The 21,639-nt window shown below is 59.8% G+C and carries 18 protein-coding genes and 1 pseudogene; 3 read left to right on the top strand and 16 right to left on the bottom strand.

Going from position 1 to position 21,639, the window contains the following annotated elements; genetic code table 11:
- Positions 1-443: 443 nt before the first annotated feature.
- The gene (locus PAB09_RS03200; protein WP_271034635.1) at positions 444-950 is read right to left on the bottom strand and encodes a DUF6912 family protein; all 507 of its coding nucleotides are present in this window, start codon (positions 948-950) and stop codon (positions 444-446) included.
- Positions 950-1,360, bottom strand: coding sequence for an HAD-IA family hydrolase (locus tag PAB09_RS03195; protein ID WP_271034634.1), 411 nt, complete (start codon positions 1,358-1,360; stop codon positions 950-952). The genes PAB09_RS03200 and PAB09_RS03195 overlap by 1 nt, the downstream gene beginning before the upstream one ends.
- A 224-nt stretch (positions 1,361-1,584) precedes the next feature.
- On the opposite strand from PAB09_RS03195, the gene PAB09_RS03190 reads away from it, so the two are divergent.
- Positions 1,585-1,986 (top strand): hypothetical protein, encoded by a 402-nt coding sequence (locus tag PAB09_RS03190; protein WP_271034633.1) that lies wholly within the window; start codon positions 1,585-1,587, stop codon positions 1,984-1,986.
- 95 nt (positions 1,987-2,081) lie between these two features.
- Here the strand turns inward: PAB09_RS03190 and secA are convergent, their stop codons facing one another.
- From secA to PAB09_RS03145, 9 genes and pseudogenes are all read right to left on the bottom strand, one after another.
- Positions 2,082-4,643: a preprotein translocase subunit SecA gene (secA, locus tag PAB09_RS03185; protein ID WP_271034632.1), complete on the bottom strand. Its 2,562-nt coding sequence runs from the start codon at positions 4,641-4,643 to the stop codon at positions 2,082-2,084.
- Between the two features lie 200 nt (positions 4,644-4,843).
- Positions 4,844-5,518: a ribosome hibernation-promoting factor, HPF/YfiA family gene (gene hpf, locus PAB09_RS03180; RefSeq protein WP_271034631.1), complete on the bottom strand. Its 675-nt coding sequence runs from the start codon at positions 5,516-5,518 to the stop codon at positions 4,844-4,846.
- A gap of 133 nt (positions 5,519-5,651) precedes the next feature.
- Complete coding sequence (locus PAB09_RS03175; protein WP_271034630.1) at positions 5,652-6,179, bottom strand: ComF family protein; 528 nt, start codon at positions 6,177-6,179, stop codon at positions 5,652-5,654.
- Between the two features lie 269 nt (positions 6,180-6,448).
- The gene (locus PAB09_RS03170) at positions 6,449-8,290 is read right to left on the bottom strand and encodes an LpqB family beta-propeller domain-containing protein (protein WP_271034629.1); all 1,842 of its coding nucleotides are present in this window, start codon (positions 8,288-8,290) and stop codon (positions 6,449-6,451) included.
- A 536-nt stretch (positions 8,291-8,826) separates the two neighbouring features.
- Positions 8,827-10,350 (bottom strand): annotated as a pseudogene (mtrB, locus tag PAB09_RS03165) (MtrAB system histidine kinase MtrB); the annotation flags it as partial.
- Between the two features lie 30 nt (positions 10,351-10,380).
- Positions 10,381-11,058 (bottom strand): MtrAB system response regulator MtrA, encoded by a 678-nt coding sequence (mtrA, locus tag PAB09_RS03160; protein WP_271034628.1) that lies wholly within the window; start codon positions 11,056-11,058, stop codon positions 10,381-10,383.
- A 111-nt stretch (positions 11,059-11,169) separates the two neighbouring features.
- Complete coding sequence (locus tag PAB09_RS03155) at positions 11,170-11,796, bottom strand: dTMP kinase (RefSeq protein ID WP_271034627.1); 627 nt, start codon at positions 11,794-11,796, stop codon at positions 11,170-11,172.
- A 2-nt stretch (positions 11,797-11,798) separates the two neighbouring features.
- Positions 11,799-13,247 carry an adenosylhomocysteinase gene (gene ahcY, locus PAB09_RS03150; protein WP_271034626.1) on the bottom strand — a complete coding sequence of 483 codons (1,449 nt, stop codon included), beginning with the start codon at positions 13,245-13,247 and terminating at the stop codon, positions 11,799-11,801.
- 216 nt (positions 13,248-13,463) lie between these two features.
- A complete protein-coding gene (locus tag PAB09_RS03145; RefSeq protein ID WP_271034625.1) occupies positions 13,464-13,817 on the bottom strand; it encodes a DUF4259 domain-containing protein in 354 nt (117 codons plus the stop codon).
- A gap of 729 nt (positions 13,818-14,546) precedes the next feature.
- On the opposite strand from PAB09_RS03145, the gene PAB09_RS03140 reads away from it, so the two are divergent.
- Positions 14,547-15,443 (top strand): hypothetical protein, encoded by an 897-nt coding sequence (locus PAB09_RS03140; protein WP_271034624.1) that lies wholly within the window; start codon positions 14,547-14,549, stop codon positions 15,441-15,443.
- 118 nt (positions 15,444-15,561) lie between these two features.
- Here the strand turns inward: PAB09_RS03140 and manA are convergent, their stop codons facing one another.
- From manA to PAB09_RS03120, 4 genes are all read right to left on the bottom strand, one after another.
- Positions 15,562-16,782 carry a mannose-6-phosphate isomerase, class I gene (gene manA / locus PAB09_RS03135; protein WP_271034623.1) on the bottom strand — a complete coding sequence of 407 codons (1,221 nt, stop codon included), beginning with the start codon at positions 16,780-16,782 and terminating at the stop codon, positions 15,562-15,564.
- A gap of 122 nt (positions 16,783-16,904) precedes the next feature.
- Entirely contained in the window at positions 16,905-17,873 is a 969-nt protein-coding gene (locus PAB09_RS03130; protein ID WP_271034622.1) for a hypothetical protein, read from the bottom strand.
- A gap of 225 nt (positions 17,874-18,098) precedes the next feature.
- Entirely contained in the window at positions 18,099-19,478 is a 1,380-nt protein-coding gene (locus tag PAB09_RS03125) for a phosphomannomutase/phosphoglucomutase (protein WP_271034621.1), read from the bottom strand.
- A gap of 375 nt (positions 19,479-19,853) precedes the next feature.
- Positions 19,854-20,243, bottom strand: coding sequence for a DUF3499 domain-containing protein (locus PAB09_RS03120; RefSeq protein ID WP_271034620.1), 390 nt, complete (start codon positions 20,241-20,243; stop codon positions 19,854-19,856).
- Between the two features lie 100 nt (positions 20,244-20,343).
- Here PAB09_RS03120 and PAB09_RS03115 point away from each other — a divergent pair, with 100 nt between their 5' ends.
- Complete coding sequence (locus tag PAB09_RS03115) at positions 20,344-20,799, top strand: metallopeptidase family protein (protein ID WP_271034619.1); 456 nt, start codon at positions 20,344-20,346, stop codon at positions 20,797-20,799.
- Between the two features lie 177 nt (positions 20,800-20,976).
- On the opposite strand, the gene PAB09_RS03110 is transcribed toward PAB09_RS03115, so the two are convergent.
- The gene (locus tag PAB09_RS03110; protein WP_271034618.1) at positions 20,977-21,276 is read right to left on the bottom strand and encodes a WhiB family transcriptional regulator; all 300 of its coding nucleotides are present in this window, start codon (positions 21,274-21,276) and stop codon (positions 20,977-20,979) included.
- Positions 21,277-21,639: the final 363 nt, after the last annotated feature.

Raw genomic sequence — 21,639 nt, 5'->3', positions numbered from 1 at the left:
ATTCCCCCTTCGAAGAAGTTTCGGTTCAAAAAGTTACGGGTACGTAGCTTACGTTAACGTAGGCTATTTGTCCAGACCGAAGGGTGGGCGCGGGTGCCATACAGCTTCCCACGCACCGACCCTGCGCAATTCTTAGCAACCCGTGGATGCCCATCCTTTAGCGGTTGTCACCCTCGGATTGCTGCTTTCCGACGCCCCCAGGCATCCACCGGCCCCACTCTCCTTTACCCCGTGGGTCCTATGGACGCGATGAGCAAACTCACCCTAGTTTTCCAGCCCCGGTACCTCGTCGATCTGCTTTGATCCAACCTCCGATTTTCACTTAAGAAAACCACTGCCTCGCTAACAACCACCAACCGTGGGTTCCGCGTTTGTCCTGTGCATGCCCGGCCGCAGGCAATAAAAAACCCTGACCGTCAGGCCAGGGTTGACAATGAGCGATGTTAGAGTAGCTGCACCAGCACCGGCAGTTCGGTGGGGTCGTACCACGCCATGAAGTTGTCGACGGCGTCACCCACGATAAGCTCCGCATCCTCATCACCAAGGTCGGCGGCATCGATGGCCTCGATGGCCTTGGCGGTAGCTTCCTCGCTGACCTCCACATCCACGTGAATCGCCGCGACGGCATCCAGCGGCACCTGCGCCGGGTTGAGCTTGACCACGGCCTCGCCGAGATCCGGAGCCAAGGTCACGACGTCATCGGATACGTCGACTGAAACAACCACCCGGCGGTGCGGAAAGGCCTCCTCATCGCCCACACCAAGCAGGCGCAGGGAAGCCAAAGACGCATCATCAAAGGCGATCTCGGCGAGGTCCTCCTCCTCACCTTCCGTGTACCACTCGCGAAGCGCCGGAGTCACCGCGAAGCCATAGCCGTTACGGGCATTAATCACGCCCGTGTCGTTGAGCTCACGCAAAATGGAAAAAGTCGCCGGGAGATAGACGCGCATTAGAATTCACCATCCAGGCCGAACAGGCCGGTAATCTCCACGACTGCGCGATCGAACTGCTGGTAGTACACGCCCACAAGCCCTGCCTCGACGGCAGCGCGAACGTTGAGGATCGAATCGTCGACAAGCACGCAGTCGCGCATGGGCAGATCGAGGGCGTCGGCGGCGGCCTGGAACGCGGCCTCGTCCGGCTTCTCCACACCAATCTCGCCGGAGAGCAAGACGGCATCGACGATGCCCTGGGTCTGCAAGACACGGATGGGCTCTGCCCCAGCCCCACCTGGGTCATTCGAAAGCACGGCTACACCCACGCCATTGGCGCGCGCGGCCGCGAACAGGTTCCGCCAGCGACGCTGGTCTTCATCGGTCCCGTCCAGGACGCCTACATAATCAACGATCAAGCCACGCACGGCCTACTTACACCTCACGATTAGTCATTTACTGGCATAGTGGAAGCTATCGAGTCACCCGCCTGCGGATGCTTGATGCTTTCTGCCTACACCTAGCGTTTATTCTTTTCTATTGTGCCCCACAAGTTGCCACCTGCGCAGCCCAAGCGCGCGTGGTGGGGCATGTTCACCCCGTGACATCAAACGCCTGCCTTGGAGTATTTCACCTCAAGGAGTATAACCAGTTGTCCGAACAACGCTTGCGCCCCATCCCCGGAATGAGCATGTTACTTGCGCTTGTTGACCAACCGGCGGTCAAAGCGGGCGATGAGATCCCACGCGCCCACCGTCGCAAAGCAGTCATGCTCATCAACGTTGGCTTGGCCGCCGCATTCCGGGTCAAGCCTTTATCCAGCATCACCCAGCGGTTCTTTTCCGAACACGCCACACGATCAATCAATTACCGCGCGAAACACGCATCAATTCACGGCCCAATAAGAATCGACTCCTCGCACTTTGAGGCGGGAGCCGACTGCATATATGTCATCGGGACCGTAACCTGTCGCGAACATCACTTTGCGTTTAGCAGCGAGGTTACCTTCGACGAAACCGGTGCAGCACGGGTACGAACCTTGCGGGTGGCCTAGTCCTCATTCAGGCCGTTCCTTCCAAGCACCGTTGGGGTAGTGAAAACCCATCGACGAGCACCCGAGGGTGTCGTCGATGGGTGACCTTTGGGCCTCTAGGCCTCGACCGTACCTGCCTCGCTAGCCGAGGCCGCTTCGGCTTGCTTGGCAAACTGCTTGCGCAACATGAAGAGCTGTCGGACGGTCTCTTCCTTGATGCCATCCTTCATGGCGTTGAACATGTCGCCACCTTCCTTCTGGTATTCCACCAGCGGGTCGCGCTGCGCCATAGCACGCAGGCCGATGCCCTCCTTGAGATAGTCCATCTCATAGAGGTGCTCGCGCCACTTGGTGTCGATGATCGGCAGGATCACCATCCGCTCAATGTTGCGCATCTGCTTCTCGCCGCCGATGGCGGTGACGTTGGTCTCCAGCTCGTCGTACTGCTTGTGGGCGTCGTCAAGCAGGGCCTGGCGCAACTGATCGGCGGTGAGCTCACCTGCAGCGCCGTACTCGGTCCCGTCGATAAGCTCCTTGGCGGTAAACGAAGGACCATAAAGTCCCTCAAGGGCGTTCCACAAAGACTCCGTGTCCCAGTCCTCGACATAGCCGGCGGAGGTGGCGCCATCGACATAGGCGTTGATCGTGTCATCGATCATCGCCTGGATGTCATCCTTGATATCAGCAGCCTCGAGAATTTCGCGGCGCTCGGCGTAGATAACCTTGCGCTGCTCGTTCATGACCTCGTCATACTTGAGCACGTTCTTGCGCATCTCGAAATTCTGGTTTTCCACGGAGGCCTGAGCGCCCTTGATGGAGTTGGTGACCATCTTGTCAGCGATCGGCACGTCATCCGGGACGTTGAGGCGGTTCATCATGTTTTCCATGCGGTTACCCACGAAGCGAACCATGAGATCATCGCGCATGGACAGATAGAAACGGGTGGTACCCGGATCGCCCTGACGGCCGGCACGACCACGCAGCTGGTTGTCGATGCGGCGCGACTCGTGGCGCTCGGTGCCGAGCACGTACAGTCCGCCGGCCTCGCGCACCTGCTCGGCAAGCTTCTTGCCCTGCGCCTTGACCTTGGCAATCTCATCGTCCCACGCGGCCTCGTACTCCTCCGGGGTTTCCACCGGATCGAGCCCGCGCTCGCGCAGGTTAATGTCAGCGATGATGTCCGGGTTACCGCCCAGCACGATATCGGTACCACGACCAGCCATGTTGGTCGCAACGGTCACCGCCCCTGGCAGACCCGCCTTGGCCACGATCTGCGCCTCCTGCTCATGATACTTGGCGTTGAGCACGTTATGCTTGATGCCACGACGCTGCAGCAGCTTGGACAGGTACTCAGATCGTTCCACGGAAGTGGTACCAACCAGAACCGGCTGGCCCTTCTCCACGCGCTCCTCAATGTCATCAACCACAGCCGCAAACTTGGCTTCCTGAGTCTTGTAGACCAGGTCAACCATGTCCTCGCGCTTCGGCGGAACGTTGGTCGGAATCGAGATAACGTTGAGCTTGTAGATCTGGTGCAGCTCGGCCGCCTCAGTCTCAGCGGTACCAGTCATACCGGAAAGCTTGTCATAGAGACGGAAGTAGTTCTGCAGGGTGATGGTAGCCAGGGTTTGGTTTTCGTTCTTGATCTCGACGTTTTCCTTCGCCTCGATCGCCTGATGCATTCCCTCGTTGTAACGTCGGCCAGCCAGCACTCGGCCGGTGAAGTCGTCGACGATGAGGACCTCGCCGTTGCGTACGATGTAGTCCTTATCGCGGTTAAACAGCTCCTTGGCTTTGATCGCGTTGTTGAGGTAGCTCACGAGCTGGGAGTTTTCCGGCGCGTACAAGTTGTCGATGCCGAGCTGATCCTCGATGAATTCGACACCGGCTTCTTTGATGCCGATGGTGCGCTTGCGCTCATCGACCTCATAGTGAGTGTCGCGCTTCATGCGCGGTGCCAGGGTGGCAAACACGGAGTACCACTGGGAGGAGCCGTCAACAGGGCCAGAAATAATCAGCGGGGTACGCGCCTCGTCGATGAGGATCGAGTCAACCTCGTCGACGATAGCGTAGTGGTGGCCACGCTGAACCAGGTCATTGATGCTGCGCACCATATTGTCGCGCAAGTAATCGAAGCCCAGCTCGTTGTTCGTGCCGTAGGTGATGTCCGCATTGTAGGCTCGGCGGCGCTGCTCTGGGGTCATGTCGGACAAGATCACGCCAACACTCAGACCGAGGAAGCGGTGAACACGGCCCATCCACTCGGCGTCACGCTTTGCCAAGTAGTCGTTGACCGTCACCACGTGCACGCCCTTGCCCTCGAGCGCATTCAGGTATGCCGGCAGCACACAGGTCAGGGTCTTGCCTTCACCGGTGCGCATCTCGGCGACGTTGCCGAAGTGAAGCGCAGCGCCGCCCATCACCTGCACTGGGTAGTGCTTTTGCCCCAGCACGCGCCAGGATGCCTCCCGGGCAACCGCGAAGGCCTCAAGGACGAGGTCATCGACGGTCTCACCCCCCGCGATGCGCTCTTTGAATTCGGCGGTCTTTGCCTTGAGCTCCTCATCCGTTAGGTCAGAGTACTGCGGTTCCAAATCAATGACTTGGTCGGCGATGTGCTTCAATCGCTTCACTGCGCGGCCCTCGCCTATGCGGAGCATCTTGGAAAGTCCAAACACCTGCGCTAATCCTTTTCCTTGAAAATACGACGGCAAAACTACTAACTCGCCATTGTACGCACAACTATCACACATGGCTGAACCCGGTAACTGCTGAATGCAACTACCGGGTTTCAGGTGCCCCTCAGATTCTCTGGTTCATCGAGGATTTCTGGGGCCCAGTCTTAATGTCAACTCCTAGAGAGCGCGAATGGGAATTCCTACTCCTGGTCGGCTGACTCTTCAGCCAGAGTGATCAGGCCGTAGTCGAAGGCGTGGCGACGGTAAACAACCGAAGGGCGACCATTTTCCTTATTTACAAAGAGGAAGAAGTCATGGCCGACGAGTTCCATTTCACCGAGTGCCTCGTCAACGGTGATCGGTACAGAGGAGTGTTCCTTGGTACGAACAATCTGCCCTGGTACGACGTCCTCCACCTTGTCTGCGTAAGGATCCTCGTCGTAGTTGTTTTCCGCACGTGCATCCTCGGCTTCCTTGGCCAAGGTGGCAGCGGCCTCGCCGGTGCCCAGCGGGGCGCGGTGTCCGGACAGCGAGATGGAACGGCGAGCCTTGACCTTACGCAGGGAACGCTCCATGCGAGCCAGCGCAGTTTCCAGCGCCGCGTAGAAGCTGTCTTCCTTTGCTTCTGCGCGGGCGATGTGCCCCTTGCCGGTGGCGGTGATCTGGATGCGGTCGGACTCATCGGCGCGGCGCGGGTTCGGCTCGTGCTGGAGCTCAACGTGGAAGAAAGTCAGCGTGGGATCGAGGCGAGCGATCTTGGCGAGCTTCGCGTTGACGCGCTCGGCGAAGTGCTCAGGAACCTCAACGTTGCGTCCGGTGATGGCCACCTTGACATCGGGGCTCAGGGAATCGTTGCTAGCAGCAGGCGTGGTCATAATCACGTACCTTCCTGTTCGGCCGCCACGGATGTTGTGAGTGGGATTACTCTCTACGTCCCTCAGTGGCGGGATCAACTTCCACACAAAGGATACCTCTGGTCATAACCTTTGCGCCACATTGTTTTATCGCTTAGGCGCTACTCCACCCCAATCCACCCCTGATTTTTAGTCCGGCGCTGGTCAGTACGGCGGAAGACGCCGCCATCGTTGCCCCCGTCGTAATCACGTCATCGAGGAGTATGACCGCCCGCGCAGGTCGCGAGGCTGCAATCGATTCCGCAACCAACATTCCGCCTGTTATAGCACAGGTCACATTTCCTCTGTGCTTTCCGACGCCTACCGCACCGTAAGCCCCGCCCCTACCTGGCTCCGGGAATAGGCCTCGGTCTGCCGCGATGCGCTGCCAATTTTTGACCATAGTGACGCCCTGGGAAAGGTTAGACCGTCTAGCCGACACGTCCAGCCCTACCTGATCTTTGACGCTGCGACTGTGCTCGAGCAGCGGCGCGACATCGAAACCGGTGGCACGGGCAACACGCGTTACTGGATCCCCGCCGCGCCTGCGTGCTGAGGCGCGCAAGGTAGGTGCCGGCACGATGACGATGTCCCAATCAAGCTCACCGCGGGCAATGAGGTATTCGATAGCCGCCGTGGTCATGACAGCAAGTGGACCGACGGCATCTCTTCTACCACGCTCTTTGATCCCGATAATCATCCTTCGCCGGGGGCCACCGTAGGGACCTAGGCCCCAGACGGGCATGTGCGGATCCACCCTCGTGGTGATTCTTTGCGGAGGCGTGCGCAGACTGCGCAGACACTTTGTACAGCAGCGGGTCCCCGCCGTCCCACACCCCATGCACGATTGAGGCAGCAAGATTTCCAACATGAACTCGTTGGACGAATCAGGTGCAGCTGTCGGTTCCCCAGCTAACGCGAGACGATAGGGATATTACGCCCGCCTTCTAACCCCTGAACCTCACGCCAGAAGGTCGAGCTCGTGCCGGTGGTGGAAAGTTCGAGTGCAGCACGGGAATCTGTGACGTAGACATTCGACGAGGTAGCAGCGACGGCATCGACAGGTGCTTGGATATTTGCCGCGGGCATCGTCTGGGAGTTGGATCCGTCCTGCTCGATGCGCCACACTGGCCTCTCAGGATTGGAGGTGCCCACCACCAGCGATCCATCGGGTTGCCAGTCAAGCGTGCGGGCTTCGAGGTCGGCGTCGGCGGCATATTGCTGGACGTTCGTGAGCTTGCGCTCGCCGGCATTTGGCCGGGACACCGTGGCCACGAAGACCCGTCCGGCGATGATGAAGGCCGCGCGCACTCCCGTGTACGACAGGCGCAGCGATTCAATCGGGCTTGGATCCTCTCCCAATGCTGTGGTGTCCACCGTGGTCTGGGCGATGTCGCCGCTGCCCGCCGAGCGAGAAATACGCACCACCGTTTCCCCATCAAGGACGGTCCACACGCTGGTGGCTCCGTATTCGAAAGTCGGGCGCGACAAGGTGCGGGCTTTGAGGATCTCAGTGGTCGCACCGTCTTGACCGGCCAGCAGTAAGCGCGAGTCCTTAGATTCATCCTCACCGGTTGCCGACACTAGCGCCACAGTAGCAGTCGAAGAGGCAATGTCTGCAGATTCGATGGAGGTCATTTGGCCAAGCGCGCCGGCGACTGGGGTCGCTTGATTGCCGGTGACCTGCACCAACTGCCCTCCACGGATGGCGAAAAGCGAACCAATGCTGCTTGTAGCCGCTTGGGGGTTGAATTCGGCGAAATCGTCCACGGTAAGGTCAGTGGAGCCCGTGCCCTTGGAGACCACGTTGGCACCGTCGAAGGCGAGGTGATAGGGGCCCGGGATGTCCGCAAGCGCAAGGGTCCAGACAAGCTGGGCGGCAAGGCGACGCTGGGCATCGTCGTTAAGCTTGGCAACGCCAGTGAGCTGATAGACGCCGTTAGTGATCCCCGCAAACGCCGCCTCCGCAGGCAGCTCGTTGAGCACGCCGGGGGCGAGGGTATGAGAAGGTCCTTCCACGATAAGTGAAATCAACGCCGTATCCAACGAGCTGGATCCAGAATACAACCAACGTCGGTCGCTAACGAGCGTCCCGCCGCCCGGTTCAAAGAAATACACACTGTGCGAGGAATAGCGGTTGCGCAGCTCGGTCTTCTCGACGACGATGGAGTTCGGCAAGGAACTGATCCGCCATTGCCCGTCAACCTTTTGCAGTTCGATGGTTTCATTCAACGACTGGGTGTTGGGCACGTACCCGCCACCGACTTCCACCTGGCCGACGATGAGCCCGGATACCCGGTAGGTGGCCTGTGCCAGTTGACTTTCCGATTGCGCCACATCCGCCGTGGATTCTGCGGCTGCGGCGGCGAGCGTGGCCGTATTGTCGCCGTTGATGTCTGGGCTCATTTCTTCGCTGCCCGTCGGCGAAGAAAGGTCGCCGGGCTGCGCGACGTTGACGTCGAGGCGATCGACCACGTTGATGGTCAGGTCCGGATTCCAGGCTGCTGAGGCATCCGGTGTCAGATACGTACGCGCCAGCTGGTACTGCTGGTTGGGCTGTGCCAGGGCCGCGTAGAAGTCACGGATGAGCAAGTCTGGCGCCCGATCGGGTTCGGGGCCCTGCGCCTGGCTGGCCTGTGCTCCCTCGAAAGGACGCAACGCCTGCGGATCCGACTGCGAAGGCAACGTCGAACAGCCCGCAACTAAGCTCGCGCCCATGAGCACACCAAGCATCACCTTTGCGTGTTTGATCACTGCTCTTCCTCCTCCGCCCGATGCGAACCCGAGTATTCACCCTTTGCCTTATCCCCGGAGTCAGCAGCTGCGCCATTACTGTTACCTGCTTTCCGCGCCGGAGGATGCGCAGTGTCTTCGAAGTCGGGGTCATAGAAATTCTCTAATTCCTCGAGGTCAACGAGGTCGTCGTAGCTGGTCACCCTACCTGAGTGGGGGTGCGCCGGGTCATCGAAACCGGCCCATTCCACGTCATCGACATTGTCCATCTCAATAGCGTCATCGGAACCGCTTGTGCTGTCGAGTCTGTCGGAAATTTTGGCACCCGTGGCGTTATTGGCACCGTCGAGGCTGCCCACGCCGCTGGCAATCTCCTCGAAATCGGTCGCTGCATTGCTTGCCGACGCCCCCAGCGCCGCATCAGTGAATGTTTCTTGTTCCAACGGCGCGCTATCCACGGCCGCAACTCCCCCGACCAATGCCTTTCGTGCGGCATCGTCCAGCGCGACCACCATGTCCCCAGTGGGCGCGGAAATACCGGCTTCATCCACAGGCGTGGGAACTTCCAGAGGCAAAGGATCAACCGAATAGCGCTCATGCGGCTTCTTGGGCAGCACCAAGCGGAACATGGTGCCCACACCCTCCTCGCCGAGGGCGTCCAAGGTGCCGCCGTGCAGGCGAGCATCTTCATGGCTAATCGCAAGGCCTAGGCCCGTGCCACCGGAATGGCGCACGCGAGACGGATCTGCCCGCCAGAAGCGGTTAAAGACCAACTCCTCCTGGCCGGGCTTGAGACCCACGCCATGATCAACGACTGTAATCGCCGCCGCCTGGGTGGTTTCGGCCAGCTGAACCACCACTGGCTTGCCTTCCGAGTGGTCGATGGCATTGGCCAACAGGTTGCGCAGGATGCGCTCGATGCGACGCGAGTCGCCTACCACCATCACCGGTTCCTCCGGCTTGATGAAGCGCACCTGAACCCCGAGCGAGTCGGCGAGGTATTCGGTCTGCTGCCAGGCTGCGGAAATACAGGTACGCAGGTCCAGATTGGATTCCGCGAGATCCGCCACACCTGCGTCATGGCGGGAGATTTCCAACAAGTCTGCGAGCAAAGCTTCGAAGCGATCGAGTTCGCGAACCATCAGCTCGGTGGCGCGCCTGGTCGGTGCGGAGAGATTCTCTGCGTCGTCGGCGATCATGTCCGCGGCCATGCGCACCGTGGTCAGCGGCGTACGCAGCTCGTGGGAGACATCGGAGGTGAATTGCCGCTGGAGGTTGCCGTATTCCTCCAACTGGTTGATCTGCTTAGATAGCGACTCGGCCATCGTGTTAAAACTCATGGCCAGACGCGCCATCTCATCTTCGCCGTCGACGACCATGCGCTCACGCAGGTGTCCGTTAGCGAAGCGCTCGGCAATACGGGAGGCGGAGCGCACCGGTGTGATCACCTGCTGCGTCAAAAGCCAGGCGATGCCCACCAGCAGCACCACCAACACAATGGCTGCTCCCGAAAACAGGCCACGCAGCAGTGCGAGGGTGGCCTCTTCGCTTTCCATGCTCATCACCAGATACACCTGGAGATTCGGGATGTCCGACTCGGTCGGGGTGCCGATGATAATGGCCTTGTATGTAGAGCCGTCGCTGCGATCGATCGTGGCGTATTGATAGGAGATTTGACCCTGGGCAACAAAGCTTCGCAGCCGCTCCGGGATCCGGTATCCCTGGGGCGCGGCTATGACCGAACCATCCGGATTATTAACTACTATGACCGGCTCATACACCGCCTGTCCAGCATCCGTACCACGGTTGGCAAGAGCAGCGCGCGCAGCGTTCAGACGCGTCTGCAAGGTGGAGGACGTGCCCGTTGCTTCGATCTGGTTTTCCACCGCGACCCGTGCGCGGTCAATCTCAGAGTTGGCGATGTCTAACTTCGAGTCCACGAGGTTTTGGGTCACGAAGCTCACGAGCACGATCGCGAGCAAGATCATCACCACCGCGGAGGCGATAAAGATGGAGCCGAGCACCCTAATCTGCAAGGAAGTGCGCCAGCGATGCGCAAAGCGCCGCTGGGCCCGTCTCATACGCTGAAGAATGATTGCCGCCACGCTTTTCTATTCCTGGCCGGTCTTATACCCCACGCCTCGAACAGTGAGCACGATCTGTGGGTTTTCCGGATCCTGCTCGATCTTGGCGCGCAGGCGCTGCACATGGACGTTTACCAAGCGGGTATCGGAAGCATTGCGATAACCCCACACCTTGTGCAGCAATTCCTCGCGGGTAAACACCTGCCCCGGTTTCGATGCCAGCTCGAGAAGGAGGTCAAACTCGAGTGGGGTGAGGCTGATTTCCTCATGTCCGCGACGAACGGTGTGTCCCGGCACGTCAATGGAAAGCCCGCCGATGGTGAGGATATCGGACTCCTCGGTGTCCGTGCGGCGCAGGCGCGCGCGGATGCGGGCAACGAGCTCCTTGGGTTTAAAGGGCTTGTTGACATAATCATCGGCCCCGGACTCAAGCCCCAGCACCACGTCGACCGTGTCGGTCTTTGCGGTGAGCATAACGATGGGCACCGAGGACTCCTGGCGGATGATGCGACAGATGTCGATGCCGTTCATACCGGGCAGCATAAGGTCCAAGAGCACCAGGTCGGGCTGTTCCGCTCGGAAGGTGTCGACCGCAACGGTACCATCGGTGACTGCTACGGTGTCAAACCCTTCAGCCTCCAGCACGATGCTGAGCATCTCCGAGATTGCGGGGTCATCGTCGACTACGAGGATCTTCTGGGCCATGAAGTACAACGCCCTTCCTTGGGAATCAGTTATGGGAAAAGGGATGAGTGCGGGTTAATAACCTTGTGCCATTCTAAACACATTGGTTAACGCGCACATCAACCCAGCAGCCTAGTGGGCAACCATTTTCTCGACGATGGCGCAGACGTCATCGAGGTCATAGTCAGGCTCGAGCACCAACCACGGAGACACCCACGAGGCCTGAGCCAATCGTCGGTAAGCATCGGCGGTGCGCTGCTGCAAACCGCCATCGGACTCGTACCTATCTCGCGTTCGAGCCGAATCCTGCTCCTCTCGGCTGCGGGCACGCTCCATCGCCAAAGCGGGTGCGGTAGCCAGCAGGATTTGATGATCCGGGCGCGGAAGGCCAAGCGTGCCGAACTCGAGCTGCTCGATCCACTCGATCGCCGCGGGATCCTCCAACCGCGCCGCCGTATAGGCGGCATTAGAGGCAACGTATCGATCCAATAGAACCAGCTTGCCCGCCTGATCGGCGCGCTCGATCGCTTCTTTCGCACCCAGGCGATCCAGAGCGAACATCGTCGCCATGCCATAAGCGGAATCCACGAGATCACCCATGTCCCCATACAGTGCCTTCTGGGCGAGCTGGGCGTGGATGGACTGCTCGTAGCGTGGGAAGGCAATCACCTCCAGTCGATGGGCCCCGAATCGCTGCATAAGGGCCGTGACAAGGGTATTCTTTCCCGCGCCGTCGATGCCTTCGATCGCAATGATCATGACTAGTAACGGTAGTGCTCGGGCTTGTAGGGACCTGCCACATCTACGCCGATGTACTCAGCCTGTTCCTTGGTCAGCTCGGTGATCGTTCCACCCAGGGCCTCGACGTGGATGCGAGCCACCTTCTCGTCCAGGATCTTCGGCAGGCGGTAGACCTCATTGCCGTAGCGGCCGTCGTTGCGGAAAAGCTCGATCTGCGCGATGGTCTGATCCGCGAAGGAGGTAGACATCACGAAGCTGGGGTGGCCGGTAGCGTTGCCGAGGTTGAGCAGACGGCCCTCGGACAGCACCACGATGGAGGTGCCATTAGGGAGGGTGAACTCGTCGACCTGCGGCTTGATGTTGACGCGGGTGACATCGTCGCGGTGTAGCAGCGAGGCCATGTCGATTTCATTGTCGAAGTGGCCGATGTTGCCCAGCACGGCGTGATCCTTCATCTTCAGCATCTGTTCGAAGGAGATGATGCCCATGTTGCCGGTAGCGGTGATCACGATGTCGGCGTCAGCGATGGCGTCATCGGTGTGCACGACGGGGAAGCCATCCATGAGGGCCTGCAGGGCGTTAATCGGATCGGCCTCGGTGACCTTCACGCGCGCTCCCTGACCGGCCATCGCCTCCGCACAGCCCTTGCCCACGTCGCCATAACCGCAGATGAGGACGTTCTTGCCACCCATGAGCATGTCGGTGGCGCGGTTGATGCCGTCGATGAGCGAGTGGCGAGTACCGTACTTATTGTCGAACTTGGACTTGGTCACGGCATCGTTGACGTTCATCGCTGGGAAGGGCAAGACACCCTCCTCAGCGAAGTGGTAGAGACGGTGCACGCCCGTGGTGGTCTCCTCGGTGACACCTTTGACGGACTCGGAGATCGCAGTCCACTTCGGACCCTCCTCGGCCAGAACCCCGCGCAGCATGTTGAGGAAGGCCTGGTACTCGTCGGAGTCTCCCCCCTGGATCGGCGGCACCAATCCGGCGGCCTCGAATTCCTTGCCGCGGATCACGGCCATGGTGGCGTCGCCGCCGTCATCAAGGATCATATTGGGCAGCACGCCCTCGCCCCAGCTGAAAATCTGGTTGATGCACCACCAGTATTCGTCGAGGGTCTCACCCTTCCACGCGAATACCGGCACGCCCTGCGGATTGTCCGGGGTGCCTTCCTTGCCCACGACGACCGCTGCGGCGGCCTCGTCCTGGGTGGAGAAGATGTTGCAGGAGGCCCAGCGGACCTCAGCGCCTAAGGCGACGAGGGTCTCGATCAGCACCGCCGTCTGCACGGTCATGTGTATCGAACCTGCGATGCGCGCACCCTTGAGTGGCTGTTCCTCCTTGTACTCCTGGCGCAGCTGCATCAGACCTGGCATCTCGTACTCGGCCAGGCGGATCTGGTGGCGACCGGCCTGCGCGAGGGAAAGGTCTGCAACCTTGAAGTCAAAAGCGAATTCGTCGCTCATTAGACGGGGGCTCCTTAAGGCATGGGAAGAGGAATAAAAGTATCGCTTCTAACCATACATGCCGGCCGGAAACGGCACTGCTTGCCGACGGTGCCCGCTCGTGGCGACGTCGGCAAGTAAATCGCGAATACACTGCCACGAACCGCCGCCCCACGCCCCTTGGAGTTCAGCACCACTGAGTGACGGCTGTGACCGCAAAGGCCAAACGAAGTCGGACTAGCTCAGCGCCTCGATCAGTGCCTCGAGGTCTTCTTCGGTCTCGGCACCTTCGAGCACCTCGCTGGCAGCCTCAGCCAGGGCCTCATCGGCGTGGCCTATGAGCGTGCGGATAAACGGATAGCTTTCGACCACGTCGCCCGCGGAATACGGCGCCCCACACCAGATTGCCGCAATGGTCGCCGCAGCATAGCCATTGTTGATCTCATCCTCGGACAACCTTCCACCGCTGGTGGCAAGGACGCAGGCATCGCGGATGGCCTCGATTATGTCCTCATTTTCAAGTTCTGCTAGTTCGTCGAGGAAATCAATGTTTGCATCTTCCGCGAAGATCTTGTGCTCCCAAGCGCTCATGGCGCCCCTCCTTTTTGTGTGTTTGCTTGATGAATCCACGGTGTGCTGGCCGGATTTCTTCAGTAGGAAATCGCTGCGGGTCAACCAAAGTCGGGACCAGCTCGGCCCCGGATCAACCGTGAGCCGCCCAAGTGTGACTGTGAAATTGTGAATGTCGACGTTGTAACAGTGTGCTGCGGCATGACTGCGCTGGCTCGTTTCCGGCGACCGGTTCCCGGCGTTTCATCACACGACTGCGCCGCCGAGAGTTCCTCCTCATCTTTCTTATACCCTGTGCAAGCCACGTTTGTCGCGGATGCACACCAGACCTCTTTCCCCACCCATTGCTCGGTCACCAGCAACCACAACCCCGCGCGCCGCACCAGGCAGGACTGCACCCCAATGGGGTTACTCCTTCGTTATGGTCGCGCCACGATTTATGCAGGTAAAACGATTGCGCATTTCCGGGGGTTCACACCGACTGCCCCCGTATGCTAGCGTTCTTGTTACCAATTTGTGATGAAAAAGGTGACTGAGGATACACCTGCCAGTAACGTGTCCCACCCGTCAGGCCGTCCCATGAAAGATCACGCAGCAAGGTTGGTTACGTCTCAACCGGCCCGGCAACAACCGGTCATGCCGTAGCAAACGACGGCGCACCGGTGCATGTGGCCATCGCTCACTGATGGATGCCTTTGCGGACGTGGGCACACCGCGCACAACACCTTCTCGAAAGGAGGACGCGCTGAAATGTTTGCTGACACAACACGCAAGCGCTTTGTGGTGGTCATGCTTTCTGGCTGTCTTCTTGCCATCATCACCGGCATCGTAGTGTGGAAATGGGAAGTCCCGATCACTCCGACACCTACCGCCGATGCCGGTCCGCCAGTCACAAGCGCTACCATTGCGACGCACATCGCTGAGCACGACGAACCCACCGATTCCGCACAGGATCCCGAGGCAGCAACGCCCACCACCGGATTGCCCGTAACGGCCATTCGCACCGCCTCCTTCTCCCCCGGCGGCCCCAACCTGTCCACCCGGTCCGCTTTAGGCGCGCCACAACAGTTGATGGAAGACGGCCATCTGCCGCTGGCGGGTGGCCCGGGCCTCCCACTGGTAGCATCCCCGACTGCCTCGGCGGTGCAGGAAGAAGAGCGGGGCATGGGCGTCGTCGCCAGCGATTCCGACTCCAGCAGTGACGAGAACGTCCGCGACCGCGAACCCCAGCCAATACCCACCCCAGGCTTGCCAACCGCGTCACAGCCTTCGGATACCACAGACAGCACCACCGCGCCGGCCACCACTCATGCCCCACCAGGTGTGGGTGGTACCGATGCGACTTCGGGCGAGCCGGTCCCCACCGACCGACCGCCGATGAACGCCGGCGCCGCTGGTGGCAGCGTGCTCCCCAGCGATGACACCACCCCCAGCGAACCCATCGCGGCACCTGCCACCGCAGCATCCGATACCGCCACGCCCGTGGGCGTGATCAACGGCCCCGTCACCGAACCAACGGCGCCTTTGGTAGCAACCCCAGACTCCCCCGACAACGGTGTCGCCCCTGCGCCCGCAGGTAACAGCATCGTCACCTCAGGCACGGCAGATACCCCGGAAGTTGCCAAGGAGGAGGAAGCGACACACTAACGCTGGGCCAAGAATACTTCTTGGGCTTGACAAGGCAGACTGCCCGCTAGGCTCTATTCAAACCTCGCGGGCAGTCCTGCAGGCCGATCGGGTGCTATACGTAGGAAAGCTTCGCGCCCTACACCGTAGCAATAAAAACGGTGCCGTTACCGTTTAAGGTGATCGACGGCTCGCACGCGGACACAAACACTGCGTCCGTGGGGCGCAAGGATTGGGAGTCTTCCTCCCCCTTGGAATTGGCTTGTCCATCGGCCCCACTGCTCGAGGCTGCAACGCTTACCTGCACCTCGCCCGCGATGGCCAAGACTATCGCGGCACAGTCATGATCGATAGTGGTCTTCCCATCCACCGGAATGCACCGCAAGTCAAACTCGTCGATCGGCACCTGATAATGCCCATCCACGCATTCCACTTTCGGGGATGCCAGCGATTGGAACTTGAGAACCTTGACCAATTCAGCGACGTCAACGTACTTGGAGGTCAGCCCACCACGTAACACGTTGTCGGAGTTAGCCATGATTTCCACGCCCAGGCCTTTGACGTAGGCGTGCAGGTTGCCCGCGTCGAGATAGATTGCCTCTCCAGGTTGAAGTACCTCGTAATTCAACAGCAACGCGCCGAGCACCCCGATATCGCCGGGGTAGCGATCGTTGAGGTCGAGCACGTTTTCCAAGGGAAGCTGCATCCAGGTATCTGTAAGGTGCGGAAGCTGCGCCCTGATTGCGGCATCCACGGCATCGATCAGCGCATGGCGCGCGCCCGAGGGAATGGTAATCCAGGTGGTAAACAACGCGCGCAGGTTGTCCTCCTCCGCGCCGCCGGCATCCAGCATGCTCACATAGTGTTCGAGCTCGGGGCACTGAATAGCATTAAGCAATTCCACTGTCCGCTCAAGCGGGCGGAAACCAGCCATCGCATGGAACTCGGTCAGGGCCACCAAGAGCTCAGGCTTGTGATTCGGGTCCTTGTAGTTGCGGTTTCGGGCGCCTAGTTCAATACCTGCAGCATCCTCGCGGGCGAAGCCCTCCTCTGCCTGACGCTTGGAGGGATGGGCCTGCAGCGACAGTGGCGCGCCCGCTGCCAAGATCTTGAGCAAGAATGGCAAACGATCCCCAAATTGCGCGCGACTGCGACTGCCCAGCTCAGCTTCGGGATCTTCCGCGATGAGCTCTGCCAGTGTTTTCCCTGGGGTTGCAGCAAGACCAGTGGGCCCGCCTGGATGCGCCCCGTACCACAGTTCAGCCTCGGGGTGCTCGGTAGGCTCGTCGCCGCGCAGCGCGGCGATGAGCTCTCGCGAACCCCATGCATAGTTCTGAATGGTCGGTTGGAGCAACTGCATATGGTTTTCTTCCTATGTCTTACAACTTCACCTGAGCTGCCACCAACCTGGGTAGGCCGTGTGCGCGCAGGCGAAGCGACACCGGGGTCGGTGCCGCCTGGCTGGATTGGGAAACTCGATCCCTAGAAGGCAGTGGCGGCCCATGCCCTAGCCACCAAGCGCAGCGGCAAGGCCGAGCCGTTCGAGTAGTCCGCAACGGGCACCGATTGGGTTATGGCGCCCCCGCCGTAATCGGCGTCGGAATCCACGCCGGGATTCCACACAATGAGCTTCAACGGTAGCAGCTCATTACCGCCGCCATCGATTGGATCATCGAAGATCGAGCTATCGGAAACGGGGAATTTCCGCGCGGAAAGCGCCCAATCCTCCCGATCGAAAGCAACGCTCACCTTGCCATTTGCCGACCACAGGCGGCAGGCGAGGTGAGCTATGGCATCGCCAATAGGGTCAGATCCAAGGTGAATGATCCGTCCTGAAATGTAAGCCAATTCACGGGCCGGATTGACCACCTCCTCGCGTTCGGGCGAGCAGGCTTCGAGTTCAAGGTCTACCTCGGAAGCCCAATCTACAAAGGTTTGAGCGATGATCAGCGGCTCGCCATGCAGGCTATCTAAGACTGCTCGCACTGTGGCAAGCGCACGCAGCGGCGAGGTGCCCTCCGCCGTGGGCAAGTGAGGAATCACCACGCCACGTCCGGCGACGTCTTCCACAAGGGGACCTTCCGAAAGCCCAGCGAAGATCACGGTGCAACCGCGTTGCAAGGCAACCTGGATGTCGGCAGCAAGCTGGGGATCGTCGGCACGCTCGGTGAGCACGACAATCACATCCAGGGGACCGACGTAACGCGGCAGGCGATTGACTGTTACCACCGGGTATTCCAGCGGTGAGCGCATGGCAACCGCCAGGTTGGTCGCCGCCCGCGAGATGCCATCCTGGGCATAGACGACAACGCTTCGCGGCAACATGCCTTTGAGCCCTTCCAGTAGCTTGTCGCCGACGACACCAGCGACCGCGCGCACCTGCGCACCCTCGTGGGCGATGTCGTAGAAGGCATAGGCCATGCCGTTGGGTAGTTCATTCGGTTCAGCCATGCTGGCGCCTTTCGCATCTTGTGTTCTACCGCGTACGCCGCTTAGCCCAAGGCTCCCCGATGAACGCGCTTAGCTAGCTCTTGCAGCCACATCCCCACTGGGAACGTTGGCAGCTACTTCCTCAACGATGAAAGGGGGCATTTTTGTTTCCGCCCCCTATTTATTTTTGCGCTTCTTAGAACAGCCCAGATGGGATGCCCGAACCGGCGATGCGCTGGGCACCACCTAGCTGTGGCGGATAATCGAAAGGATCTCTTCCACCAATGCATCGACCTCGGAGGAGGTAGGGGCTTCGACGTTGAGTCGTAGCAGCGGCTCGGTGTTGGAAGCGCGCACGTTGAACCACGCCTTGGTGTCCTTGAGTTCCACGGTGACACCGTCGAGGCGATCGACGGACTCGATGCGATCCGCGAAGGCATCGAGCACCGCTTGGGTGCGCTCGGCTTGCTGCTCGGCGGAGGCAAGGCGGGAGTTGATCTCGCCAGAGGCTGCATAGCGGTTGTACTTGGCCATCATGTCCGAAAGTGGCAGGTCCTGAGAGCCCAACGCTGCCAGCACATGCATGGCCGCCAAGATGCCGGAGTCAGCGTTGAAGAATTCGGAGAAATAGTAGTGTGCGGAGTGCTCGCCACCGAAGACTGCACCATGCTCAGCCATCTGCGCCTTGATAAAGGAGTGCCCCACGCGGGTGCGCACCGGAACACCGCCGTTTTCGGTGATGATCTCCGGAACCGTCTTCGAGGTGATCAGATTGTGGATAATCGGTGCGCCCGGATGCTCGGCGAGGTAGCGTTCGGCCACGATGGCGCAGATCGCCGAGGGAGAGACCGGGTTACCCTTTTCATCCACGACGAAGCAGCGATCCGCGTCGCCATCGAAAGCCAGTCCGATGTCCGCGCCTACCTTCGGGGTAAATGCCTGCAGATCGACGAGGTTTTTGGGATCCAGGGGGTTGGCCTCGTGGTTGGGGAAGGTGCCATCCAACTCGAAGTACAGCGGCGAAACCTCGAGCGGCAGTCCAGCAAATACCGAAGGCACCGTGTGCCCAGCCATGCCGTTGGCGGCGTCGACTGCGACCTTGAGCGGACGAATTCCGGACAGATCCACCAACCCACGCAGGTATTCGCCGTACCCGGCCAGAGTGTCCTTTTCCGAGATACTTCCTGGCTGGCCTTCAAAGGCGGGGATGCCTTCAACCAGCATGTCGATGATGGTGCCGAGCCCTGTCTCCTGCCCCACTGGGCGTGCCCCAGCGCGGCACATCTTGATGCCGTTGTACTTAGCTGGGTTGTGGGAGGCGGTGAACATAGCACCCGGGCTATCAAGCACACCGGATGCGTAGTAAAGCTGGTCGGTGGAGGTCAATCCCAGCAGCACCACGTCAACACCCTGACTGGTGGCGCCTTCCGCGAACGCGCGGGACAGCTCGGGTGAAGAAGGGCGCATGTCGTGGCCGACCGCGATGCTGGCGGCATTTTCCTCGCGCATCAGCGCGCCGAAGGCCGCGCCGACCTCCCGGATGAAGTCGGCGTCAATGTCCTCGCCAACGACACCACGGACGTCATAAGCCTTGATCACCTTGGTGACTGATTCCCGGGTACGCATGAAGGCGCCTCCTACCTTTCAGAGATTAAATAGCAACAGCACGTCGAAACCGTCGAGGCGATTCCTTGCCCCATTCTCGGCATCGATGAAAAGCTGTCGTTTAGGTTGTTAGTTGCGACATTTGTTTGTTCTTTTTGCCTTGCGCCATGTCTGTGCCAAACCAAGCAAATATTCAGAATCGGGCAAAACAAAAACCAAATAATAATCCTACCCGCACGCATCTTGAGCTTTACTGACAAGCTCGTGGTTAAAGCCTGTGAAACTGCGTTGCAAAGTGCCAGCAGGCACCTTGTGGCTACAGCAGACAAAAATCGGGGTGGAACCTACCACCCCTCACATGCGCCTTGTCAGGACATGTTTTTCTTATAAGCGAAGCTAGCTTTCCTCGCCTTCTTCCGGCTCCGGCACCACCGAGAGATGACCACGGCGGGTGGTGTGCTTCTTCGACCTGAAAACCGGGTGGTTAGCCCCGAACTCCTGGGTGGCGTCCATGAGCCCGGAGGTGTTGCTGCCGGCCTCACGCACGGCCTCGGCCAGCGCGGTGAGGTCTTCATCGTCTTCGTCGAGGTTGTCTACGTGCACCAGCTCCCAGCCCAGCGGTGCTGTGATCCGGGAGGCATGGTACTCGCACAGGTCCCAGCTATGAGGATCGTTGTTAGGCAACAGCGGCCCAACGACGGCAGTCGACTGCGCGTAGGCATAGGTCAGCGTGGCAACGGCTGGCTTGCCGCAACCGGGTCGGGAGCAACGGCGAAATTGATTCACGCCTTAAAAGTCTAGACCCTTACTTTAGGTTTAGGTAGTAGTTGCCCGCTCGGCGCGCCCTCCCATCGAGAGAGCCCATTTGGACCTAGGCTTTGAGCTTATGCATACCCGTTCCTTCCGCGACCGCCACGGACGTGGAATCCGCGGCCCGCTGTTGCCCGCATCAACGCCGCGCTTTCGCTCCCGGCGTCAGCTTTTTGACGCCGCCGTCCTCGAGGCCTACGCCCCGATCCAGCAGCGCTTCGCAGCACAGCTCGAGCACCTTGATATCGCGGTGGATACCATTCCCCGCATGCGACTGACCGGCGATAGCGCTTTGCTTCCCGACGAAGTTACTGCGGACGGTCCAGTGCCGCTGGGACGCGTACTGCCCGCGGCCGTGGATCCCATGGGCAACCCCACCCGGGCTCGCATCGTCTTATTCCGCATGCCCATCGAACAGCGCTGCGTCAGCGTTCAGGAACGCCAGGATTTGCTCAGCCAGGTGCTTACCAGTCTGGTCGCCACCTATCTCAATATTGCACCGGAAGACATCGACCCAGACTTCGACAAGTAGAAACTACGCACAAAAAGCACTCGGGGCCTCCGAGCCGCTATGACAGGAGTCCCCGAGTGCCTTTTAGCAAAGGTATGAAGTTAAGAGCTTTAGAATCATCGAGTCATGTCGGCCATTGTGAGGGCAAGGCCGGCTTGTCTCAAGGAAGCCTCTTTCTTTATTTCTTCTCTTTGTTTACTAGATGATGTCCCGCTTGAGACGGCGGCGCTCGCGCTCCGACAACCCGCCCCAAATTCCGAAACGCTCATCGTGTTCCAACGCAAACTCAAGACATTCATCGCGCACCGCGCAGGCCTGACAAATGCGCTTGGCCTCACGAGTCGAACCACCCTTTTCCGGGAAGAATGCCTCTGGATCGGTTTGTGCACATAGCGCCTGCTCTTGCCACTCCTGTTCAACCGCCCCGAAGAGTTCATCAAGGGTCAGTTCCAGAGTTGTTCGAGTGCGAGGCGCGGCGTTACTCGCCATATCTTCCACGCCACACTCCTCTCCTCGTTGGCGACCGCCGGCGCCTGACGCCGCGGCCGTAAAGTTTTCCTTATATACACAGTTCAAGTGCAAGATCCGATGGGCGATCCCACCGCCTCCACCGTCCACCGCCCCCATCGTAGCGATTTCGCACCGCTTGCCATGGGATGGGTTGTTAGCGGAACCACACGTTGAGTGACGCCAATTTCCATCGCGGACCTTCGCCCCCAACAGTCACTACCGCCCTGTGTGAATTACATACCTGAGATTCAACACGCTACCACTAGATATCGTCAACCCGAATTTGTATCCACACCTAGCTCCACCATAAAAACCCAGCTAGAAAACCCCAATAGTCACACCAGTAACATA

This window comes from Corynebacterium sp. SCR221107 (genome assembly GCF_027886475.1).
GTDB lineage: Bacteria > Actinomycetota > Actinomycetes > Mycobacteriales > Mycobacteriaceae > Corynebacterium.
Note: the sequence above shows the minus strand (reverse complement) of the source record. Positions and strands in the feature narration are given on the sequence as shown.

Excerpts from the sequence above, each read along its gene's own strand:
- PAB09_RS03200 (WP_271034635.1), bottom strand. The coding sequence starts at position 950 with ATGCGCGTCTATCTCCCGGCGACTTTTTCCATTTTGCGTGAGCTCAAC.
- hpf (WP_271034631.1), bottom strand. The coding sequence starts at position 5,518 with ATGACCACGCCTGCTGCTAGCAACGATTCCCTGAGCCCCGATGTCAAG.
- PAB09_RS03175 (WP_271034630.1), bottom strand. The coding sequence starts at position 6,179 with ATGACCACGGCGGCTATCGAATACCTCATTGCCCGCGGTGAGCTTGAT.
- mtrA (WP_271034628.1), bottom strand. The coding sequence starts at position 11,058 with ATGGCCCAGAAGATCCTCGTAGTCGACGATGACCCCGCAATCTCGGAG.
- PAB09_RS03155 (WP_271034627.1), bottom strand. The coding sequence starts at position 11,796 with ATGATCATTGCGATCGAAGGCATCGACGGCGCGGGAAAGAATACCCTT.
- ahcY (WP_271034626.1), bottom strand. The coding sequence starts at position 13,247 with ATGAGCGACGAATTCGCTTTTGACTTCAAGGTTGCAGACCTTTCCCTC.
- PAB09_RS03145 (WP_271034625.1), bottom strand. The coding sequence starts at position 13,817 with ATGAGCGCTTGGGAGCACAAGATCTTCGCGGAAGATGCAAACATTGAT.
- PAB09_RS03140 (WP_271034624.1), top strand. The coding sequence starts at position 14,547 with ATGTTTGCTGACACAACACGCAAGCGCTTTGTGGTGGTCATGCTTTCT.
- manA (WP_271034623.1), bottom strand. The coding sequence starts at position 16,782 with ATGCAGTTGCTCCAACCGACCATTCAGAACTATGCATGGGGTTCGCGA.
- PAB09_RS03130 (WP_271034622.1), bottom strand. The coding sequence starts at position 17,873 with ATGGCTGAACCGAATGAACTACCCAACGGCATGGCCTATGCCTTCTAC.
- PAB09_RS03125 (WP_271034621.1), bottom strand. The coding sequence starts at position 19,478 with ATGCGTACCCGGGAATCAGTCACCAAGGTGATCAAGGCTTATGACGTC.
- PAB09_RS03115 (WP_271034619.1), top strand. The coding sequence starts at position 20,344 with ATGCATACCCGTTCCTTCCGCGACCGCCACGGACGTGGAATCCGCGGC.